Origin of the sequence: Brotonthovivens ammoniilytica, from assembly GCF_025566885.1 — a bacterium.
GTDB classification, from domain to species: domain Bacteria; phylum Bacillota; class Clostridia; order Lachnospirales; family Lachnospiraceae; genus Brotonthovivens; species Brotonthovivens ammoniilytica.
Genome location: NZ_JAOQJQ010000001.1, coordinates 69,735 through 87,292 on the forward strand (window position 1 = coordinate 69,735; position 17,558 = coordinate 87,292).

Here is a 17,558-nt window from a genome sequence, read left to right on the forward strand (position 1 = left end):
GTGTTTCAGTCGGCATTTGCTACGGCTGGAGCCAGCGGGCTTTCACAGCAGCAGAAGTCTGACCAGAGAAAGGATTTTAGATTTTTATGAAAGAAAAAGTTGTAATTGGAATGTCTGGAGGGGTAGATTCTTCGGCGGCAGCATATTTATTGAAGGAACAGGGGTATGAGGTTCTGGGGGTAACTATGGTTCACTGGATGGATGAACAGGCAGAAAAACAGGGAGAATTATGTCCCAGCCTGCAGGCGGCAGAGGATGCAAAAAAAGTGGCTGAAACTCTGGGGATTGCACATTACACGCTGGACTTTCAGCAGGAATTTAAAACCCATGTTATTGACTACTTTGTAGATGAATATCTGCGGGGAAGGACTCCAAACCCCTGCAATGTCTGCAACCGCTATGTAAAATGGGAAGCACTTTTGACACGGGCGGCAGAATTGGGAGCTTCTAAAATCGCAACGGGACATTATGGGGGAATTACCCGTCTTAAAAACGGCCGGTATGCTTTAAAGCGTGCAGCGTCGGGGGAGAAAGACCAGACTTATGCGCTGTATAATTTGACCCAGGAGCAATTATCACGGACACTGATGCCGGTGGGATATTATAAAAAAGAGCAGATACGGGAAATTGCGGCAAAGGCAGGGCTTTTTGTGGCGTCAAAGCCGGACAGTCAGGAAATCTGTTTTATTCCGGATCATGATTATGCGGGATATATCCGCAGAGTAACGGGACAAGAGATTCGGCCCGGAAATTTTGTAACACCAAAAGGTGAGATTCTGGGACGGCATAAAGGAATTATTCATTATACCATTGGTCAGAGAAAAGGACTGGGAATTGCGCTGGGGCGCCCGGCGTTTGTAACAGAAATCCGGCCGGATACCAATGAGGTAGTATTAAGTACCAATGAATCACTGTTTCGAAAGACGCTTACGGCAGATCACTTTAACTGGATGGGATGGGAAGGCGCCAAAAAACCCCTTTGCTGCAGCGCTAAAATACGCTACTCCCACAAAGGGGCGGACTGTCTGGTGAAAGAAAATCCCGACGGCAGCGTCAGCTGTGAGTTTGATGAGCCGCAGAGGGCCATTACGCCGGGACAGGCTGTTGTGTTATATGATGGAGACATTGTTCTGGGCGGCGGATTAATCAGATGAAAATAGCATAAGAATCAAAAAATACTGGTCAGGCATGATTTTAAATTTTTTTAAAATCATGCTTGACCTTTGTCTTACACAAAGGTATATACTGACATCATCAAAACAGATCTGTTAAAAAAGTTAATAATATCTGGAAAAAGGAGAAGATTTTTATGATTAAGTACAAGGTAAAAAATTCCTTAAAATCACCTAGATTTGCCGGTGTAAAGACATTTATGAGAATGGAGAATATTCAGACAACAGATGATGTGGACTTTGTTGTAGTAGGTATTCCTTTTGATACATGCGCTACATTCCGTGTTGGAACAAGATTCGGCCCGGCTGCAATCCGTGAGATGTCTGCAGTTGTGGCAAAACCATATAATCCGATTCTGGAAGTTGGTATTTTCGATTATTGTTCCGGCGTTGATTACGGTGATGTAGGTTCTGTACCGGGGTATGTAGAAGAATCTTTCGAAGTAATCACAGAAGGTATGCTTCCGATTTTCGAAAAAGGGGTAATTCCAATTGCCATGGGTGGAGATCACAGCGTAACATTACCGGAGCTGCGTGCCTGCGCTAAAGTAAACGGACCGGTAGCGCTGATTCATTTTGACGCTCATTTTGATACCATTGACCAGTATTTTGGAAAACCATATACACACGGAACACCGTTTTATCATGCAGCCAAAGAAGGACTTGTAGATACATCCAAGTCTATTCAGGTTGGTATCCGTGAAGGATTATACAGCATTGAAGATACAAAGAACTCTTCTGATCTTGGATATGACTACATCTATGCGGCAGACTGTCATAAGATGACCTGCGAAGAAATTATTAAACGCATCAAAGACCGTGTAGGTGATGCAAAGGCATTTCTGACATTTGATATTGATTTCCTTGATCCATCCTGCGCTCCTGGAACAGGAACACCGATTCCGGGCGGATTTACAACAGCTCAGGCTCTGGAAATTATCCGTGGACTGAAAGACTTAAACATCATTGGATATGACGTTGTAGAAGTTTCTCAGCCATACGATCCAAACGGCATTACTGCAATCGCTGCAGCCGGCTTAATGCAGGAATTTATGTCTCATATCGCATGGAAAAAGAAACACAATATTACATTTGATTAATATTCTAAAAATGCCATATCAAAACTCTTCTATAAAAAAGAATCCTGCCACGGCAGGATTCTCCGCCTGCGGCGGAGAAAACTTAAATGTGTTATATAAGGACTGTGTGCTTATTGTTCTAATAGGTATGCGGTCTTTATTTGTTTTGTACCGGAACCTGAATTTCCAATATTGTTTCACTCCGGTTGCTTGTGATTGTCACATCAACTTTATATATCTGCAAAATTTTTCCGCATATTTCAAGATTGTGTTCCTGAAGATAGGACTTAATCAGTTCAAAAGACGGATGATACTGTTCCAGCCGGCCTTCCGGGTAATAGAGACAAAGATATTTTCCGGCGGGGATAATCTGAAGGTATTCGGAGTTAATATTGCCATTATCAACGAAGATCATGGGGACTGCGGGAATCGGGCTATCGTTCTGTTCTAGTATCCTTTCATCTGCATATACCCCCACCCTGTCGCTGGCAAGAATGGGAGCAATTTCATTTAAATAACCTTCCAGCTTTGTAAAAGCAAAGGCATGTTCCCGGGGGCCGCCGGTGGGTTCTCCGAAAGTAATCATGTAACGTTCTTCATGTATCTGCTCAAAAAGCGTATTGACAGGAGGAAGATTTTCCAGATTCCGAAGAAATTTCAGTTTCCGTTTCATTAGCTTGTTTAAGGCCATAGTTTCCAGCAGCCGTTGTTCTAGCTTTTTCTGGTAGTCGGACAGTATTTCGGTGGACTTCTTTATATTCCGGTTGTTGAAATAATCCTGAACCTCTGAGAGTGACATGCCAAGAGCCCGCAGCTCTTTCACGGTGCCAAGCTTTTCATACTGCCGGATAGAGTAATAACGGTATCCGCTGCGGGGATCAATATAATCCGGCTTAATCAAACCAATTCTGTCGTAATGGCGAAGAGCTTCGCTTGTTACCTTCCTTAGTTTTGCCAATTCTGTAATTGTCAGCAGATCCTCTCTTTTCATGGATTATTTTCTCCTTTGGCTTATTTTATTTAACATTATTCTAACATATTTTCCTGTTTTAAGTGTAGAAAATTCGGCATTAAAATTGTGCAAAAAGTCGAAATGAAAGAAATTAAGAAATCTCTGTTGACCTTTGTGTAACACAAAGGTATAAGGTCTAATCAACAAGAAAATGTTATGCATAACCGTTATTATTTTACACAGGAAAGATCTCCCTTTCCCGGTAAATAAAAACCCTTCGGGGGAAGCGCACGATGTGCTGGAGAAGGCTGCCAAAGCGGCTGCGCATCGACGCTGTGAATGTGCAGAGCACATTCTGACTGATATCCAGTAAACATACTTTTAGACATTAAAGGAGAAGCATTTATGAATACAGAGAACACTTCTATTTTCGCACCATTTGTTAACGACGATGAGATTACTGATTTCTTAAGAATGATGGATTTGACAAAACTGACTCTGAATCAGAAATTATCCAGAGTAGAGACACTGCCGGGAGGTTTAACAAATAAAAACTTTAAAGTTTTTATGGAAGACGGAACTTTGGCAGCAGTACGCATGGCAGGACAGGGTACTGCAAATTATATTAACCGTCCGGCAGAGAAACATAATGCTGCTCAGATGGCAGGCATCGGAATTGCTCCGGAAATTTATTATTATGATCCAAAAAGCGGTTCTCAGATCTGTGAATTCATAGAAGCAGATACGATGCATCCGGAAGATTTCCAGACAAGAGACGAAGTACTCACAAGTGCCGCTAAAGTTATGAGAAGATATCATGACAGCGGAATCGAGTTCAAGAGCCGTTTTAATCCTATCGCAAAAACAAAAGAGTACCTTGAGATTTTAAAAGAGCACGGATATGACAAACGGTATGAAGGCTGGGACAGAATGAGCGAAGCTCTTGACCGCATCGAAAAAGCATATGCAGTAAATCCGCCAAAACAGGTTCCATGTCATAATGATACACTGGCAGAAAACTTTATGTACAATGGCCGTGTAATGCGCGTGATTGACTGGGAATACGGCGGAATGAATGACGGGTACTATGATATTGCATGTGTTTGCGTGGAGAATCCGCTGAATGAAGAATGTGAAGCAAAATATCTGGAAGCATACTGTGGAGGAGAACCTACAGAAGAGCAGAAAGCAAGAGTATTGATCAGCAAATTCCTTGTTACAACACACTGGTCTACATGGTCTCTGGTTCAGATCTGCTACGGCAAAGATGAAGAGTTCTACTGGGAATACGGAAGAACCCGGGCTGTAGATGCATGTTCTTTCCTTGATAATCCAAATTTCGAAAAATATGCAAAATTAATCGGATGTGAATAATCCGAAAGGGGGCCGGGAAAATACCCGGCCCGGAAGTGAATGAAATGAGGAGAGAAGGAGAAGAAAAATGGCAGTAGTAGGAGATACTATTCTTTATATTATTATGGCATGCTGTGTCATTGGCGGTATCGCAACAATTGTAAAAGAAGATTCCGGACTGGCGCAATCCTTTCACAATGGTATCAGCACCATGGCATCTATGTTCATTCCCATCTGTGGTTTAATGGCAGCAGTACCGGTTATCAAAATTATTATTGAAGTTGTGTTTGGTAAATTGTTCCGCAGCTTTGGAGCAGATCCTACAGTGGTAGGGGCGATGATTATGCCTCCGGACTGCGGTTCTTATGCTCTGGCCATGGATATGGGGCAGACTACTGAAATTCTGGTGATTGTAATTGCCGTGGGCTTCATGTGCGCATCTACCATCGCATTCAATGTTCCAATCGGATTATCTATTCTTGATAAAAAAGATATTGATTATCTGGCTCTGGGAACAATGAGCGGATTCTTATCTGTACCATTCGGAGTATTTGTTACCTGTATGATTACTATGGCTACCAGCCCTGCGCTGCGCTCGGTATTTTCATCAACAGCAGCGGCAGATTACATACCCCAGCTTACCATTCGTATGATTCTGGTAAATCTGGTTCCGATTATTGTTATTTGTGCATTACTTGCAATCGGGTTAAAACTTGCTCCCCGCAAGATGCTTATCGGATTCAAATGGTTTGGAAAAATTCTTACATCTATTATGACCGCTTTTGTGGTGATAAGTATTGTAGAACATTATACCGGAGTATTTTCCAACATTTTTGGCGGATATATTCTGGATCCGCTGATTGCAGATGATAAGGAACTGTTCAGGGCAGTGGAACTGCTTGGAACCATCGCCATGATGCTGGCGGGAGCGTTCCCAATGGTACATCTGATTCAGAAATATTTAAGGAAACCACTGGAGAAGATCGGAAAACTTCTGGGATTAAGCGGAGAAGGAAGTGTGGGTCTGGTTGCCTGCATGGCAAACGGTCTTGCATTATTCCCGCTGATTAAAAATATGAAGCCCAAGGATAAAGTAATTGCAATGGCATTTCTGGTATGCGGAGGATACTGCCTGGGTGATTTTATCGCCTTTGATGTAAACTTCCAGCCAAATCTTGTAGTTGCAGTATTTGTGGGACAGATTGCAGGAGGAGTGATCGGTATTCTGTTTGCGAAATTCCTGGCAGTGCCTCAGGCTGAGAAACTGGCTGCAGCCCGGGAACTGGAAGAGAAAAAGGCAAATCAGGAGCAGGCGAAAGCTTAAGAAAGATATGAGGCAGGAAGATGGAAGATGCGATTTTAAGTGTAGGAATTGATATAGGTACATCCACAACCAGTATGGTGGTCAGCAGACTTTTTGTTAAAAATACTGCATCCTGCTTCACTGTACCTCATGTTGCAATTACAGATAAAGAAATTATATACCGGGGGGAAATATATCAGACGCCTCAGGCGGATGGCAACCGGATTGATGCGGATGCTGTTGCTGAAATACTAAAACAGGAGTATAAGCGTGCGGGTATTACCCCCGAAATGGTGCAGACCGGGGCTGTTATCATTACAGGAGAGTCTTCCCGTAAAGAAAATGCAAGGCTGGTAACTGAAAAAATGAGCAGTCTTGCAGGCGAGTTTGTTGTAGCCAGCGCCGGTCCGGACCTGGAATCTATTATTGCAGGGAAAGGAGCCGGAGCACAGCAGTACTCCAAAGAGCGCGCCTGTACGGTGGCGAATTTTGATGTAGGAGGCGGAACGTCAAATATTGCGGTTTTTAAGAGCGGGGAATTGAAGGCCCGGGGCTGCTATGACATTGGCGGCCGGCTGATACGTGTTTCTGAGGGGAAAATCACTTATATCAGCCCAAGGCTGGAACACATTATTGCACAAACAGGCGCAGACATTCAATTACAGGGAACGGCGGATGCCGTACAGCTGCGGCGGATTACAGACCGGATGGCGGATATTCTAGGAGAGAGTGTGGGGATCCTGAAGGAAACGGATCTGTGCCGGCTCAGTAAAAGTGTAGAGAGCGGCGATCTGGAAAGTGACGGAAAAATTGATCATGTTACATTTTCCGGCGGGGTTGCCGATTACATCTATCATCCTTCCGATAACTGGTTTCTGCATGGGGATATCGGTCCGCTGCTGGCAGACAGTATAAGATGCAGCCAGTGGGTAAAACAATCCGGACTATGGCAGCCACAGGAAACCATCCGGGCAACTGTGATCGGGGCAGGTTCTTATACTACTTCTGTAAGCGGAAGCACGGTTTCCTTTTCTGACGAATCGGTTTTTCCGCTAAAAAATATTCCGGCCTATACGGTTTCGGAGCAGCAGGAGACAGATCTTTTATCAGGAAGCGGAAGAGATTACCTAAGCAGCGCAGAGTGGTTTCGCAGGGAAAGCGGCACAGAAAATATAATATTCGCTCTTTCTCATATTCAGAATCCTTCTTATAAAGAAGTGCTGCACCTTGCGGATATCATGATGCAGGCGGCAGAGGCGCTGCCTCAGAAACAGCCGCTGTTAATCGTCTGTAAAGAGGATTTTGCAAAAGTACTTGGAATGGCGCTGATTCGAAAGACGGGGAGAAAAAGGGATATCGTCTGCCTGGATAATATTTACGCCATATCCGGTGACTATATTGACTTTGGAAAACCGCTGATGAACGGCCTGGTTGTACCGGTAGTAGTAAAAACATTAATCTTTGGATAAGGAGGAACATCCTTTGATTTTAAAAACAATATTAGCCGGCCAGACATATGAATTTGCTTCTGTAAAGGAAGTGCTGGCAAAGGCAAATGAACAAAAGTCAGGCGACATTCTCGCCGGAGTAGCCGCAGGAAGCGACAGTGAACGAATTGCAGCGAAAGAAGTGCTGGCCAATCTGCTGATGTCCGATTTGCGGAATCATCCGGCAGTAGATTATGACATTGATGATGTAACTCGAATGGATCAGGACGGAGTCGATGAACAGGCCTATAACAAAATAAAAAATATGACTGTTGGTGATTTCAGAGAATGGATTTTAGATCTTCATACAACAGAGCAGGATTTAAAAGAGATCAGCAAAGGATTAACTGCGGAGATGATAGCAGGTGTTACAAAGCTGATGTCCAATCTGGATCTTGTATACGGAGCTAACAAAATCCGGATTGAAACCACCTGTAATACAACTGCAGGAAGCAGAGGAATCTTTTCCACCAGGCTTCAGCCTAATCATCCTACGGATGATGTGGAAGGGATCACAGCATCTCTGTTTGAAGGGTTAAGTTACGGATGCGGCGACATGCTCATTGGACTGAATCCGGTAAATGACTCGGTTGCAAGCTGTGCGGAAATTCTGAAACGGTTCGACCAGGTAAAAAACAGATTTGAGATTCCAACACAGCAGTGTGTGCTGGCACACATTACAACTCAAATGGAAGCAGTACGACAGGGAGCTCCTACAGATCTGATTTTCCAGAGTATCGCAGGATCTCAAAAAGGAAATGAGGCATTCGGATTTTCCACACAGACAGTCCGTGAGGCTCAGGAGCTGCTTCGTATGAAAGGAACAGCTAAAGGAGAAAACGTCCTTTATTTTGAAACAGGTCAGGGATCAGAGCTTTCATCAGATGCTCATTACGGATCAGATCAGCTTACCATGGAAGCTCGATGTTATGCATTTGCAAAACAGTTTCAGCCGTTTATGGTAAATACCGTTGTAGGATTTATCGGACCGGAATATCTGTATGACAGCAAGCAGGTAATGAGAGCGGGACTGGAAGATCATTTTATGGCAAAACTTTCCGGGCTGCCTATGGGATGCGACTGCTGTTATACCAACCATATGCTGGCAGATCAGAATGATTTAGAAGCGCTGACACTGCTTCTGGCATCAGCAGGGTGTAATTATGTCATCGGCGTTCCCGCCAGTGATGACGTTATGTTGAATTACCAGAGCAATGCATATCAGGATGCGGCGGCAGTAAGAGAGATTCTTGGATTAAAGCCTATCCGTGAATATGAAATCTGGCTGGAAAAAATGGGAATTATGGAAAACGGCAGGCTTACAGACCGGGCCGGTGATCCTACGATTTTTACCGGAAAAGGAGGCAGATACTAAATGATTGATGAGAAAATGATAGAACGGATTACCGCAGAAGTAATCCGGCAGATGACAGCGCATCAGACAGTATCCGAATCCACTGAAAAATCATATGGGATGAAAGCACAAAACGGTGTACTGCCGGATCTGACAACAAAAGAGATGAAAGATCAGATTACACTGGACCGCATGGAAAATCCGGAGATGATGCGTCAGATGAAAGAGAAGACACCGGCGAGAATCGGGATTGGAAATGCGGGAGCCAGATTAAAAACACAGACTTATCTGACACTTCGTGCAGATCATGCGGGAGCCAGAGATGCAGTATTTCGGGATGTAAATCCGGAACTGGTTCAGGAGATGGGGCTTTTTTCCATAGAGTCCATGTGTACCAGCAGAAACGAGCATCTTACCCGGCCGGATCTGGGAAGAAAGTTAAGTGACGATACAAAGAAAGAATTAAAATCCAAATGCCAGTTAAACCCAACGGTGCAGATTTACGTATCAGACGGGTTAAGCAGTCAGGCAGTAGAGGCAAATATCGCTGATATTCTGCCATCGCTGATGGATGGTCTTCAGGGACTTGGCATTGGAACAGGAACTCCGTTTTATATGAGATACGGACGGGTTCCGGCTATGGATGTGGTATCTGAAACGCTGGGAGCAGAAGTAACCTGCGTACTTATTGGTGAACGTCCGGGTCTTGCCACTGCAAACAGTATGAGTGCTTATATTGCTTATAAAGCTACTGTAGGAATGCCGGAGTCAAGACGAACCGTTGTATCAAATATTCACAGCGGAGGAATTCCGGCGGCAGAGGCGGGAGCTCATATTGCACAGGTGATTAAAACCATGCTGGAACGAAAACAGAGCGGTGTAGATTTGCAGCTTTAGGAGGAAACTTATGAAAGGTGATCAGATTAAATCAGGTATTTTAAGTGTCCGTTATATTCCCAATGCAGATCCGTTTCTGTTAAAGAGTTTAAAGACATTAAAAGGGCACAACAGCCTTGGAATTATAACAACAGACAGTGATGACGTTGCTTATTCCGCGCTGGATGAGGCCACAAAAAAAGCGGATGTACGTGTTGTATATGCAAAATCTATGTATGCAGGCGCTTCAAATGCCTCTACAAAACTGGCGGGAGAATTTATCGGAATTCTTGCCGGACCCAATCCGGAAGAAGTAAGGAGCGGCATGGAGGCGGCAATTTCCTTTATTGAAAATGATGCGCATTTTTACAGTGCAAATGAAGATGATTCTATTATTTATTATGCACAGTGCATTTCCAGAACAGGAAGTTACCTCTCAAAACAGGCGAAAATACCGGCGGGAGAGGCGATTGCATATCTGGTAGCGCCTCCGGTGGAAGCCATGGTGGGTATCGATGAAGCGTTAAAAGCTGCAGATGTGGAATTAAAAGTATTCTACGGTCCGCCTACGGAAACAAACTTTGCAGGTGCTTTATTGACCGGAGATCAGGCGGCATGTCAGGCAGCCTGCGATGCGTTCGCAGAAAAAGTCTGCCAGGTGGCAGAATGTCCAATAGAAGGCTAGGAGGGGAAAACATTGGCATTAGATAAAGATTTGAAGTCTATTCAGGAAGTTAGAGATTTAATGAAGCAGGCAAAAGCAGCGCAGAAGGAGCTGCAAAGCTGGAACCAGGAGCAGATTGACAGACTGGTGGAAAAAATTGCCCAGGCGTGTATCGCCCAGGCAGAGCCTCTTGCAAAGATGGCTGTAGAGGAAACAGGTTTTGGCATCTGGCAGGATAAAGTAATCAAAAACCTGCTGGGAAGCCAGATCACATATGATTATATCAAAGATATGAAAACGGTAGGAATCATTTCAGAATGCAGAGAAAAAGGTCTGATGGAAATCGCTGTTCCGGTGGGGATTGTGGCAGCATTGATTCCTTCTACCAATCCTACATCTACAACAATGTATAAAACATTGATTTCTGTAAAAGCCGGAAATGCAGTTATCATCAGTCCTCATCCAAATGCAAAGAAGAGTATTCTGGAAACTGTCAGAATCATTCAGACAGCTGCAAAAGAGGCGGGAGCTCCAAACGGACTGATTCAGTGCATCGAGACAACAACCATGCAGGCTACAGACACGTTAATGAAGCATCCGGATACCGGAATCATTCTTGCAACCGGCGGTTCTGCAATGGTGAAAGCAGCTTACAGTTCCGGTAATCCGGCGCTGGGCGTAGGACCAGGAAACGGACCATCCTTTATTGAACGTTCTGCAGATATCAAAAAAGCTGTAAAGCACATTATGGACAGCAAAACATTTGATAACGGAACCATCTGTGCCTCCGAGCAGTCAATTGTAACAGAATCAGTGATTGAAGCTCAGGTAATTGAAGAAGTAAAACGTCAGGGCGGTTACTTCCTGGATGAAGAGCAGTCCAAAAAACTGGAAAAAATGATTATGAGAGCAAACAATACGATGAATCCTGCAATTGTAGGAAAGAGCGTACAGAGAATTGCTCAGATGGCCGGCATTACAGTACCGGAAGGAACCAGAGTTCTGGTATCCAGACAGACGGAAGTAGGACCGACTCATCCGTATTCCAGAGAGAAACTTTGTCCGATTCTTGCATTTTTCGTAGAAGATACATGGGAATCTGCATGTGACAAATGTATTGCGATTCTGGAAAACGAAGGCGCAGGACATACAATGACAATTCATTCAGAAAATGATGCGGTAATTCGTGAGTTTGCATTAAAGAAACCGGTATCCAGACTTCTGGTAAATACACCCGGATCTCTGGGCGGTGTAGGTGCATCTACAAATCTTGCACCGGCGCTGACACTGGGCTGTGGTTCCGTAGGCGGAAGTGCAACTTCTGACAATGTAAGCCCTCTGAATCTGATTAACATCAGAAGAGTAGCATATGGAAGACGTGAGTTAGAAGATTTAAGAACTCAGTCAGGCCAGGCAGCACCGGCAGCATGTGCCGGAAACAGCGGATGTAATTCATTTACAAATGCAGATATTGAAAGACTGACAAGAGAAGTACTGGCAAACATTTTAAATAAATAAACGGAGGTATGACAGATGAGTAATATGCAGGCATTAGGAATGGTTGAAACAAGAGGACTGGTTGGATCTGTAGAAGCAGCAGATGCAATGGTAAAAGCAGCAAACGTAACATTAATCGGAAAAGTACATGTAGGCGGAGGTCTTGTAACAGTTATGGTCCGCGGCGACGTAGGAGCTGTAAAAGCAGCAACAGATGCAGGAGCAGCAGCTGCAGAGCGTGTCGGAGAATTAAAATCCGTACATGTAATCCCACGTCCCCATGCAGAGGTAGAGACAATTTTACCACACATGAACGAGGCATAAAAAATACAGACTAAAAGCAGGAGGAGACAAAAAATGGCAAATACATTTCAGGCATTGGGAATGATCGAAACAAGAGGACTGATCGGATCTATTGAAGCAGCAGATGCAATGGTAAAAGCAGCAAACGTAACATTAATCGGAAAAGAGCATGTAGGCGGAGGTCTTGTAACAGTTATGGTCCGCGGCGATGTAGGAGCTGTAAAAGCAGCAACAGACGCAGGAGCAGCTGCAGCAGCAAATGTTGGAGAACTGATTTCCGTACATGTAATTCCACGTCCTCACGGAGAAGTAGAAGTTATTCTGCCGGAAGCACAGTCAAAATAAGACCTGGAAAAGACAGGCTGAAAGGACGTAGGGCATGCGTGTGATTCAGGAAGATACCGTCAGGCAGATGTACTTAAAACAAGGTATCAGAGAAATTCATGTAGATAAAAACACACTTGTCACGCAGCAGGCGAAAGATTATATCCGTGAGAAACGGCTGAAACTGGTGGAGGATGAAACAGATGAAAATCTGCCAAAGGAAAATACAGATATTCATCCTCCCCGCCAGACGGGAGCAGCGAAATATGTCACAGAAGACGGAAACGTTCTGTTTGAAAAACCGGAGTATATGACACATATACACGGCAATACCCTGGTGATGAAGAATCATCCGGTGATTGCGCTCAGAGGCAGGCTGGATTCTCTGGAAGCTGAGATTATACAGGTACAGTATCTGGCGGCAAAGGCAGGTAAGAAACAGATTGTTCAGGAACTGGATGAAATTCTTTCCTACTGCCGTACCATGCTGGCCTGTGAAGTGACGGGAAAACCGCTGCCTCAGGTGACCCTGCTGGGGTTTGATGAGCAGCAGCAGAGAGATGTTTCTCATCATCCCCAGAAGCACTTCGGAATGGGACATCTGCTGCCTGATTATCAGATGAATGAATGGTGTATTCAGTTTAATCTGCTGCGCACCCGGTCAAGAGAGGTGGAACTTGGCGCTATAGCGGCTTTTGTTTCTCAGGACGGAAAGGCAGAGCGCACAGATATTCTGCAGGGAATGAATCGGTTAAGCAGCGTGTTTTATATTATGATGTGCCGGGCGGCGGCAAAAATTTATGATAAAACAGGGGAATAAAAAGAATGAATGAAGCAGCTATCAAACAGATTGTTGCAAGTGTAATTGCAAATATAAATACCGGGGAATTGAAAACGGCTGACACAGTACCTGTAGAAGTGTCGGCAAGACATGTGCATTTAAGTCAGGCAGATGTGGAACGCCTGTTTGGACCGGGACATACCCTTACAAGCAAACGGGCGCTCTCCCAGCCGGGACAGTTTCTGGCTGAAGAAAGAGTGTCAATTGTAACTGCAAAAGGAGAATTCCGGAATGTGGCGGTGCTTGGTCCGGCCAGAGCGGCAACACAGGTAGAGCTTTCTATGACAGATGCAAAGGCTCTGGGTGTTTCGGCACCTATCAGACAGTCCGGTGATGTAAAGGGGAGTCCGGATATCTGCATCTTCTCTAAAAATGCCATGATTCAGGCGAAGGAAGCGGTAATTGTAGCTCAGAATCATATACATATGACGCCTCAGGATGCGGCAGTTTACGGGGTTTTTGATGGCCAGCGGGTGAGAGTAAGAATGAATACGTCGCGCCCTCTGGAATTTGATGATGTAGTAATCCGGGTAAACGACAGCTTCCAGCTGGCTATGCATATTGATTTTGACGAGGCAAATGCCTGTGCATTTGAGAAAAATAATACAGGTACACTGAAAGCATAAGGAGGTGTACGGATATGCAGGTGACACCCGAATTAATAGAAATGATTACAAAGCAGGTTATGGGATGCCTGAAAACAGAAGAAAAAGGCAGAGATGCCTGTGCAAAATTGTTTGTTGCAGGAGAAAAAAATACAGCCGATTGTCTGACGGGACAATTTGTAATTGAGACAGCCAAAGACCGGCAGGGCTGCGTGAATGCGGCTGAATATGAAGCATTTGTCATCACATCTATGGATACACAGCTGCTGGCAGATCTGGCTCTCGGAACCTGCCGTTTGGAAGATTCAAAGATTTTGTCCGATGCATTATTACTTGGAAAAAATGTATATGCGGCTGAAGAAGGCATAACGTTTATGAAATACAGACACACTGCCAATGCCCGTTATTACCAGCTTTTTGTTGAATATTTAAAAAAGCTGGAAAGCTATGGCATTGCAGTAATGCCTTTTGAGAAAATCTCCCGTTCTCTCTCTGTAAAAGAGAATGACCGGGAAGAAAGTATAAAAAAACAGGAACCTGCACAGAAAAAAGAAGTATCTTTGTTCTCTGCAGATATGGCAAGAAGCTTTGCCAGAAAGGGAGAAACAACTCTTAAGGTTTTTAAGGGTACTCTGATTACTCCTCTGGCAAAAGATATTCTGAGAGAGAAAAAGATCAAAATCGTGTATGAAACATAATCCAGAGGAGGAATTGCTATGCTGATATGTGAAGTAACCGGTCACGTCTGGGCAACCAAAAAAGAGAATACATTATCCGGTATGAAATTAATGGTGGTGCGTGAACTGGCACAGGATGATAAGGAAACGAACCATACATTTGTGGCGGCAGATATTGTTGGTGCTGGAATTGGAGAACGGGTGCTGGTAGTAAACGGCAGTACAGCAAGAAAGGCTTTTGGAGACAGAGAACCTGCTGTGGACGCCACCATTGTGGGAATTATTGACAGCGTACAGATGTGAGGTGGAGAAAGATGGAGTTGGATTTACTGGAAATCATAAAACAGGCAGGAATCACAGGCTGCGGCGGAGCCGGATTCCCCACACATGTAAAAATGAACTGTCAGGTTGAGTACCTGATTATAAACGGGGCGGAATGCGAACCGCTGCTGCGCACTGACCGCTGGCTGATGCGCCATAAAGCGAAAGAGCTGGTTAAGGCTGTGGAAGCAATTGGAACTATGGTCTGCGCTTCCCATCTGAACATTGCGCTGAAAGAAAACTACAAGGATGAAATAAGCTGTCTGCAGCAGGCAATTAAAGAGGAAAACAGCAGAGTTTCCCTGCACCTTCTGCCCAATTTTTATCCGGCAGGTGACGAACAGGCCATTGTGCTGGAGGTGACAGACAGGACGGTACCGCCGGCGGGTATTCCGCTGGATGTAGGGGCGGTTGTGTCAAATGTGGCAACTGTGTACGCCATATATGAGGCGATGCAGGGAATGATGTTTACGCATAAATATCTGACGGTAACCGGGGAAGTAAAGGAACCGGTCATTGTACATACGCCTATAGGTACATCTTTTGAAGAATGTATCCGGGCGGCAGGAGGCAGTCTTCTGAGTGATTACTATGTGATCTCAGGGGGACCTCTGATGGGAAAAGTTTACAGCAAAGAAGAAGCATTAAAACAGGCAGTAACAAAAACAACTTCAGGTATTGTTGTAATACCGGCGGATGTACCATTGGTAACCCTTAGAAACACACCGATGAACACAATTCTGCGAAGAGCTAAATCGGTATGTATTCAGTGCTCCAGATGTACAGATCTGTGTCCGAGATATTTGTCCGGCCATCCGTTAAAACCGCATAAAATCATGCGGAAGCTGGCTTATGCACAGTCTGTAGATGAAATTCTGAATGATTTTGACGTCCGTCAGGCTCAGATCTGCAGCGAATGCGGAGTGTGTGAGACCTTTGCCTGTCCGATGGGACTGTTCCCACGTCAGGTAAATGCCTATGTGAAACAGGCGCTGGCAAAGGAAAAGATCCGTTATGAGAGATGTGAGGATACCTATTCTCAGCGGGAGGCGCGGGCATACCGGAAAGTATCTTCTAAAAGGATAGCGACACGTCTGGGAGTAGATAAGTATTATGATTACCAGATTGACAGACTTGTAGAACTTTCTCCGGACACTGTAGTAATTCCATTAAAACAGCATATCGGTGCGCCATCCAGTGCAGCGGTCAAAGTAAATGATACCGTACAGGCAGGAAGTCTGGTGGGCAGGGCAGCTGAAAATGCGCTGGGAGCTAATATTTACTGCGGTATTTCAGGAGTAGTTACAAAAGCAGATACATCTGTGACAGTTAAGAAAGCATAAGGGGTGGAAAAATGGAGACAATCGGATTTTTAGAATTAAACAGTATTGCAAAAGGAATCGAAGCAGCGGATGCAATGCTAAAAGCGGCGGAAGTTTCTCTGATCAGCGCCAAAGCAAGCTGTCCGGGAAAATATCATGTTCTTGTTTCCGGGGAAGTAGCTGCAGTACAGTCTTCCGTAGATGCAGGAGTTCAGATTGCAGATGGCTGTGTGGTAGACAGCCTGGTGATTCCCCGTGTTCATCCCCAGGTAATTGAAGCTGTGAATATGTCTACATTACCGGAACAGATGAACGCAGTGGGGATTGTAGAATATTTTAGTGTTACAGCATCTATTCTGGGAGCGGATGCCGCAGCGAAAGCAGCGGAGGTAACGCTGCTGGAAGTACGGCTTGGAACCGGAATCGGAGGCAAATCATTTGTAACATTAACAGGAGATGTGGCAGCGGTAGAAGCCGGAGTGGACGCAGCGGCGGCTCAGGCAGAAGAATCCGGAATGCTGGTCAGCCGGGTTGTGATTCCAAGTCCGGATGTGGAGCTGTTTAAGAGTCTGTATTAAAACCTGATTAAAATTTGCAGCATAAGAACAGAAATGAGGAAATAAAGGTATGGAAGAAAAGCAGAGGATCATACAGGAGTTTGTCCCTGGTAAACAGGTGACACTGGCTCATGTCATAGCAAATCCGGAAGAGGATTTATATAAGAAACTGGGTATCCCCTCAGACCACCGGGGAGCAATCGGTATTCTGACCATTACCCCCAGTGAGGCGGCTATTATCGCTGCGGATGTAGCCACCAAAGCAGCGGGAGTGTCTATCGCATTTGTGGACCGCTTCAGCGGTTCTGTAGTGGTGAACGGAGATGTGGAAAGTGTTGAGGCTGCATTATCAGCTGTACTTGAAACTCTTGGAAGTATTCTGGCCTTTTCTTCTACCGAAATTACAAAAACCTGATGAGGCTTAAATTATGAAGAAAATAATGCTAGTAGGAAGAAGCGGAGCCGGAAAAACAAGTTTTTGTCAGGCTATCAATGACTGGGCTATCGAGTATAAAAAAACCCAGGCAATTGAAATTGTAAACAATGCCATTGATACGCCGGGAGAATATGTTGAGAACCGGGCGCTGTATAAAGCGCTGATCGTCAGCAGCGTGGATGCGGATCTGATTGTACTTCTGCAGGACTGCACCAATGAACAGAGTATTTTTGCGCCGGCTTTCGCAAGTATGTTTGGGAAAACAACCATCGGTCTTGTAACGAAAACAGATCTGGCAGAAGATGAAAAACAGATTTCTGGTGCAAGAGAACTGCTGGAAATGGCAGGATGTGAAAAAATATTTGAGATCAGTAATACACAGAGAACGGGTATTGAGGAAGTCAAAGAATATCTGGATATGCAGTAACGGAGGCA

At 44.7% G+C, this 17,558-nt stretch carries 20 protein-coding genes; 19 read left to right on the plus strand and 1 reads right to left on the minus strand.

Annotated elements, in window-relative coordinates; genetic code table 11:
• Nucleotides 1-86: 86 nt before the first annotated feature.
• The gene (gene mnmA, locus OCV88_RS00340) at nucleotides 87-1,154 is read left to right on the plus strand and encodes a tRNA 2-thiouridine(34) synthase MnmA (protein ID WP_158423667.1); all 1,068 of its coding nucleotides are present in this window, start codon (nucleotides 87-89) and stop codon (nucleotides 1,152-1,154) included.
• 155 nt (nucleotides 1,155-1,309) lie between these two features.
• Entirely contained in the window at nucleotides 1,310-2,272 is a 963-nt protein-coding gene (gene speB / locus OCV88_RS00345) for an agmatinase (protein ID WP_158423668.1), read from the plus strand.
• A gap of 136 nt (nucleotides 2,273-2,408) precedes the next feature.
• Here speB and OCV88_RS00350 read toward each other — a convergent pair whose 3' ends face one another.
• Nucleotides 2,409-3,242: a MerR family transcriptional regulator gene (locus OCV88_RS00350; protein ID WP_262590545.1), complete on the minus strand. Its 834-nt coding sequence runs from the start codon at nucleotides 3,240-3,242 to the stop codon at nucleotides 2,409-2,411.
• 366 nt (nucleotides 3,243-3,608) lie between these two features.
• On the opposite strand from OCV88_RS00350, the gene OCV88_RS00355 reads away from it, so the two are divergent.
• The 17 genes from OCV88_RS00355 (at nucleotide 3,609) to OCV88_RS00435 (ending at nucleotide 17,550) form a co-directional block, all read left to right on the plus strand.
• Complete coding sequence (locus OCV88_RS00355; RefSeq protein WP_158423669.1) at nucleotides 3,609-4,577, plus strand: choline/ethanolamine kinase family protein; 969 nt, start codon at nucleotides 3,609-3,611, stop codon at nucleotides 4,575-4,577.
• 67 nt (nucleotides 4,578-4,644) lie between these two features.
• Nucleotides 4,645-5,880 carry an ethanolamine utilization protein EutH gene (locus OCV88_RS00360; RefSeq protein WP_158423670.1) on the plus strand — a complete coding sequence of 412 codons (1,236 nt, stop codon included), beginning with the start codon at nucleotides 4,645-4,647 and terminating at the stop codon, nucleotides 5,878-5,880.
• A gap of 20 nt (nucleotides 5,881-5,900) precedes the next feature.
• Nucleotides 5,901-7,328: an ethanolamine ammonia-lyase reactivating factor EutA gene (locus tag OCV88_RS00365; RefSeq protein ID WP_158423671.1), complete on the plus strand. Its 1,428-nt coding sequence runs from the start codon at nucleotides 5,901-5,903 to the stop codon at nucleotides 7,326-7,328.
• Nucleotides 7,329-7,341: 13 nt separating this feature from the next.
• Nucleotides 7,342-8,721, plus strand: a complete 1,380-nt coding sequence (locus OCV88_RS00370; protein ID WP_158423672.1) for an ethanolamine ammonia-lyase subunit EutB — start codon at nucleotides 7,342-7,344, stop codon at nucleotides 8,719-8,721.
• A complete protein-coding gene (gene eutC / locus OCV88_RS00375) occupies nucleotides 8,722-9,597 on the plus strand; it encodes an ethanolamine ammonia-lyase subunit EutC (RefSeq protein WP_262590546.1) in 876 nt (291 codons plus the stop codon). It begins immediately after the preceding gene.
• 10 nt (nucleotides 9,598-9,607) lie between these two features.
• Nucleotides 9,608-10,261 (plus strand): ethanolamine utilization microcompartment protein EutL, encoded by a 654-nt coding sequence (gene eutL, locus OCV88_RS00380; RefSeq protein ID WP_158423673.1) that lies wholly within the window; start codon nucleotides 9,608-9,610, stop codon nucleotides 10,259-10,261.
• A gap of 12 nt (nucleotides 10,262-10,273) precedes the next feature.
• Nucleotides 10,274-11,758, plus strand: coding sequence for an acetaldehyde dehydrogenase (acetylating) (locus tag OCV88_RS00385; protein WP_158423674.1), 1,485 nt, complete (start codon nucleotides 10,274-10,276; stop codon nucleotides 11,756-11,758).
• 15 nt (nucleotides 11,759-11,773) lie between these two features.
• Entirely contained in the window at nucleotides 11,774-12,061 is a 288-nt protein-coding gene (locus OCV88_RS00390; RefSeq protein WP_158423675.1) for a BMC domain-containing protein, read from the plus strand.
• A 33-nt stretch (nucleotides 12,062-12,094) separates the two neighbouring features.
• A complete protein-coding gene (locus OCV88_RS00395) occupies nucleotides 12,095-12,385 on the plus strand; it encodes a BMC domain-containing protein (RefSeq protein ID WP_158423676.1) in 291 nt (96 codons plus the stop codon).
• Between the two features lie 34 nt (nucleotides 12,386-12,419).
• Entirely contained in the window at nucleotides 12,420-13,184 is a 765-nt protein-coding gene (locus OCV88_RS00400; protein WP_158423677.1) for a cobalamin adenosyltransferase, read from the plus strand.
• Between the two features lie 5 nt (nucleotides 13,185-13,189).
• On the plus strand, nucleotides 13,190-13,831 hold the full coding sequence (gene pduL, locus OCV88_RS00405) for a phosphate propanoyltransferase (protein WP_158423678.1): 642 nt from the start codon (nucleotides 13,190-13,192) through the stop codon (nucleotides 13,829-13,831).
• A gap of 14 nt (nucleotides 13,832-13,845) precedes the next feature.
• A complete protein-coding gene (locus OCV88_RS00410; RefSeq protein ID WP_158423679.1) occupies nucleotides 13,846-14,508 on the plus strand; it encodes a hypothetical protein in 663 nt (220 codons plus the stop codon).
• Nucleotides 14,509-14,526: 18 nt separating this feature from the next.
• Nucleotides 14,527-14,790, plus strand: a complete 264-nt coding sequence (locus OCV88_RS00415) for a EutN/CcmL family microcompartment protein (protein WP_158423680.1) — start codon at nucleotides 14,527-14,529, stop codon at nucleotides 14,788-14,790.
• Nucleotides 14,791-14,801: 11 nt separating this feature from the next.
• Nucleotides 14,802-16,151 (plus strand): 4Fe-4S dicluster domain-containing protein, encoded by a 1,350-nt coding sequence (locus OCV88_RS00420; RefSeq protein ID WP_262590548.1) that lies wholly within the window; start codon nucleotides 14,802-14,804, stop codon nucleotides 16,149-16,151.
• An 11-nt stretch (nucleotides 16,152-16,162) separates the two neighbouring features.
• On the plus strand, nucleotides 16,163-16,708 hold the full coding sequence (locus OCV88_RS00425) for a BMC domain-containing protein (protein ID WP_158423681.1): 546 nt from the start codon (nucleotides 16,163-16,165) through the stop codon (nucleotides 16,706-16,708).
• 49 nt (nucleotides 16,709-16,757) lie between these two features.
• On the plus strand, nucleotides 16,758-17,102 hold the full coding sequence (eutS, locus tag OCV88_RS00430) for an ethanolamine utilization microcompartment protein EutS (RefSeq protein ID WP_158423682.1): 345 nt from the start codon (nucleotides 16,758-16,760) through the stop codon (nucleotides 17,100-17,102).
• A 13-nt stretch (nucleotides 17,103-17,115) separates the two neighbouring features.
• Complete coding sequence (locus OCV88_RS00435) at nucleotides 17,116-17,550, plus strand: EutP/PduV family microcompartment system protein (protein WP_158423683.1); 435 nt, start codon at nucleotides 17,116-17,118, stop codon at nucleotides 17,548-17,550.
• Nucleotides 17,551-17,558 lie beyond the last annotated feature (8 nt).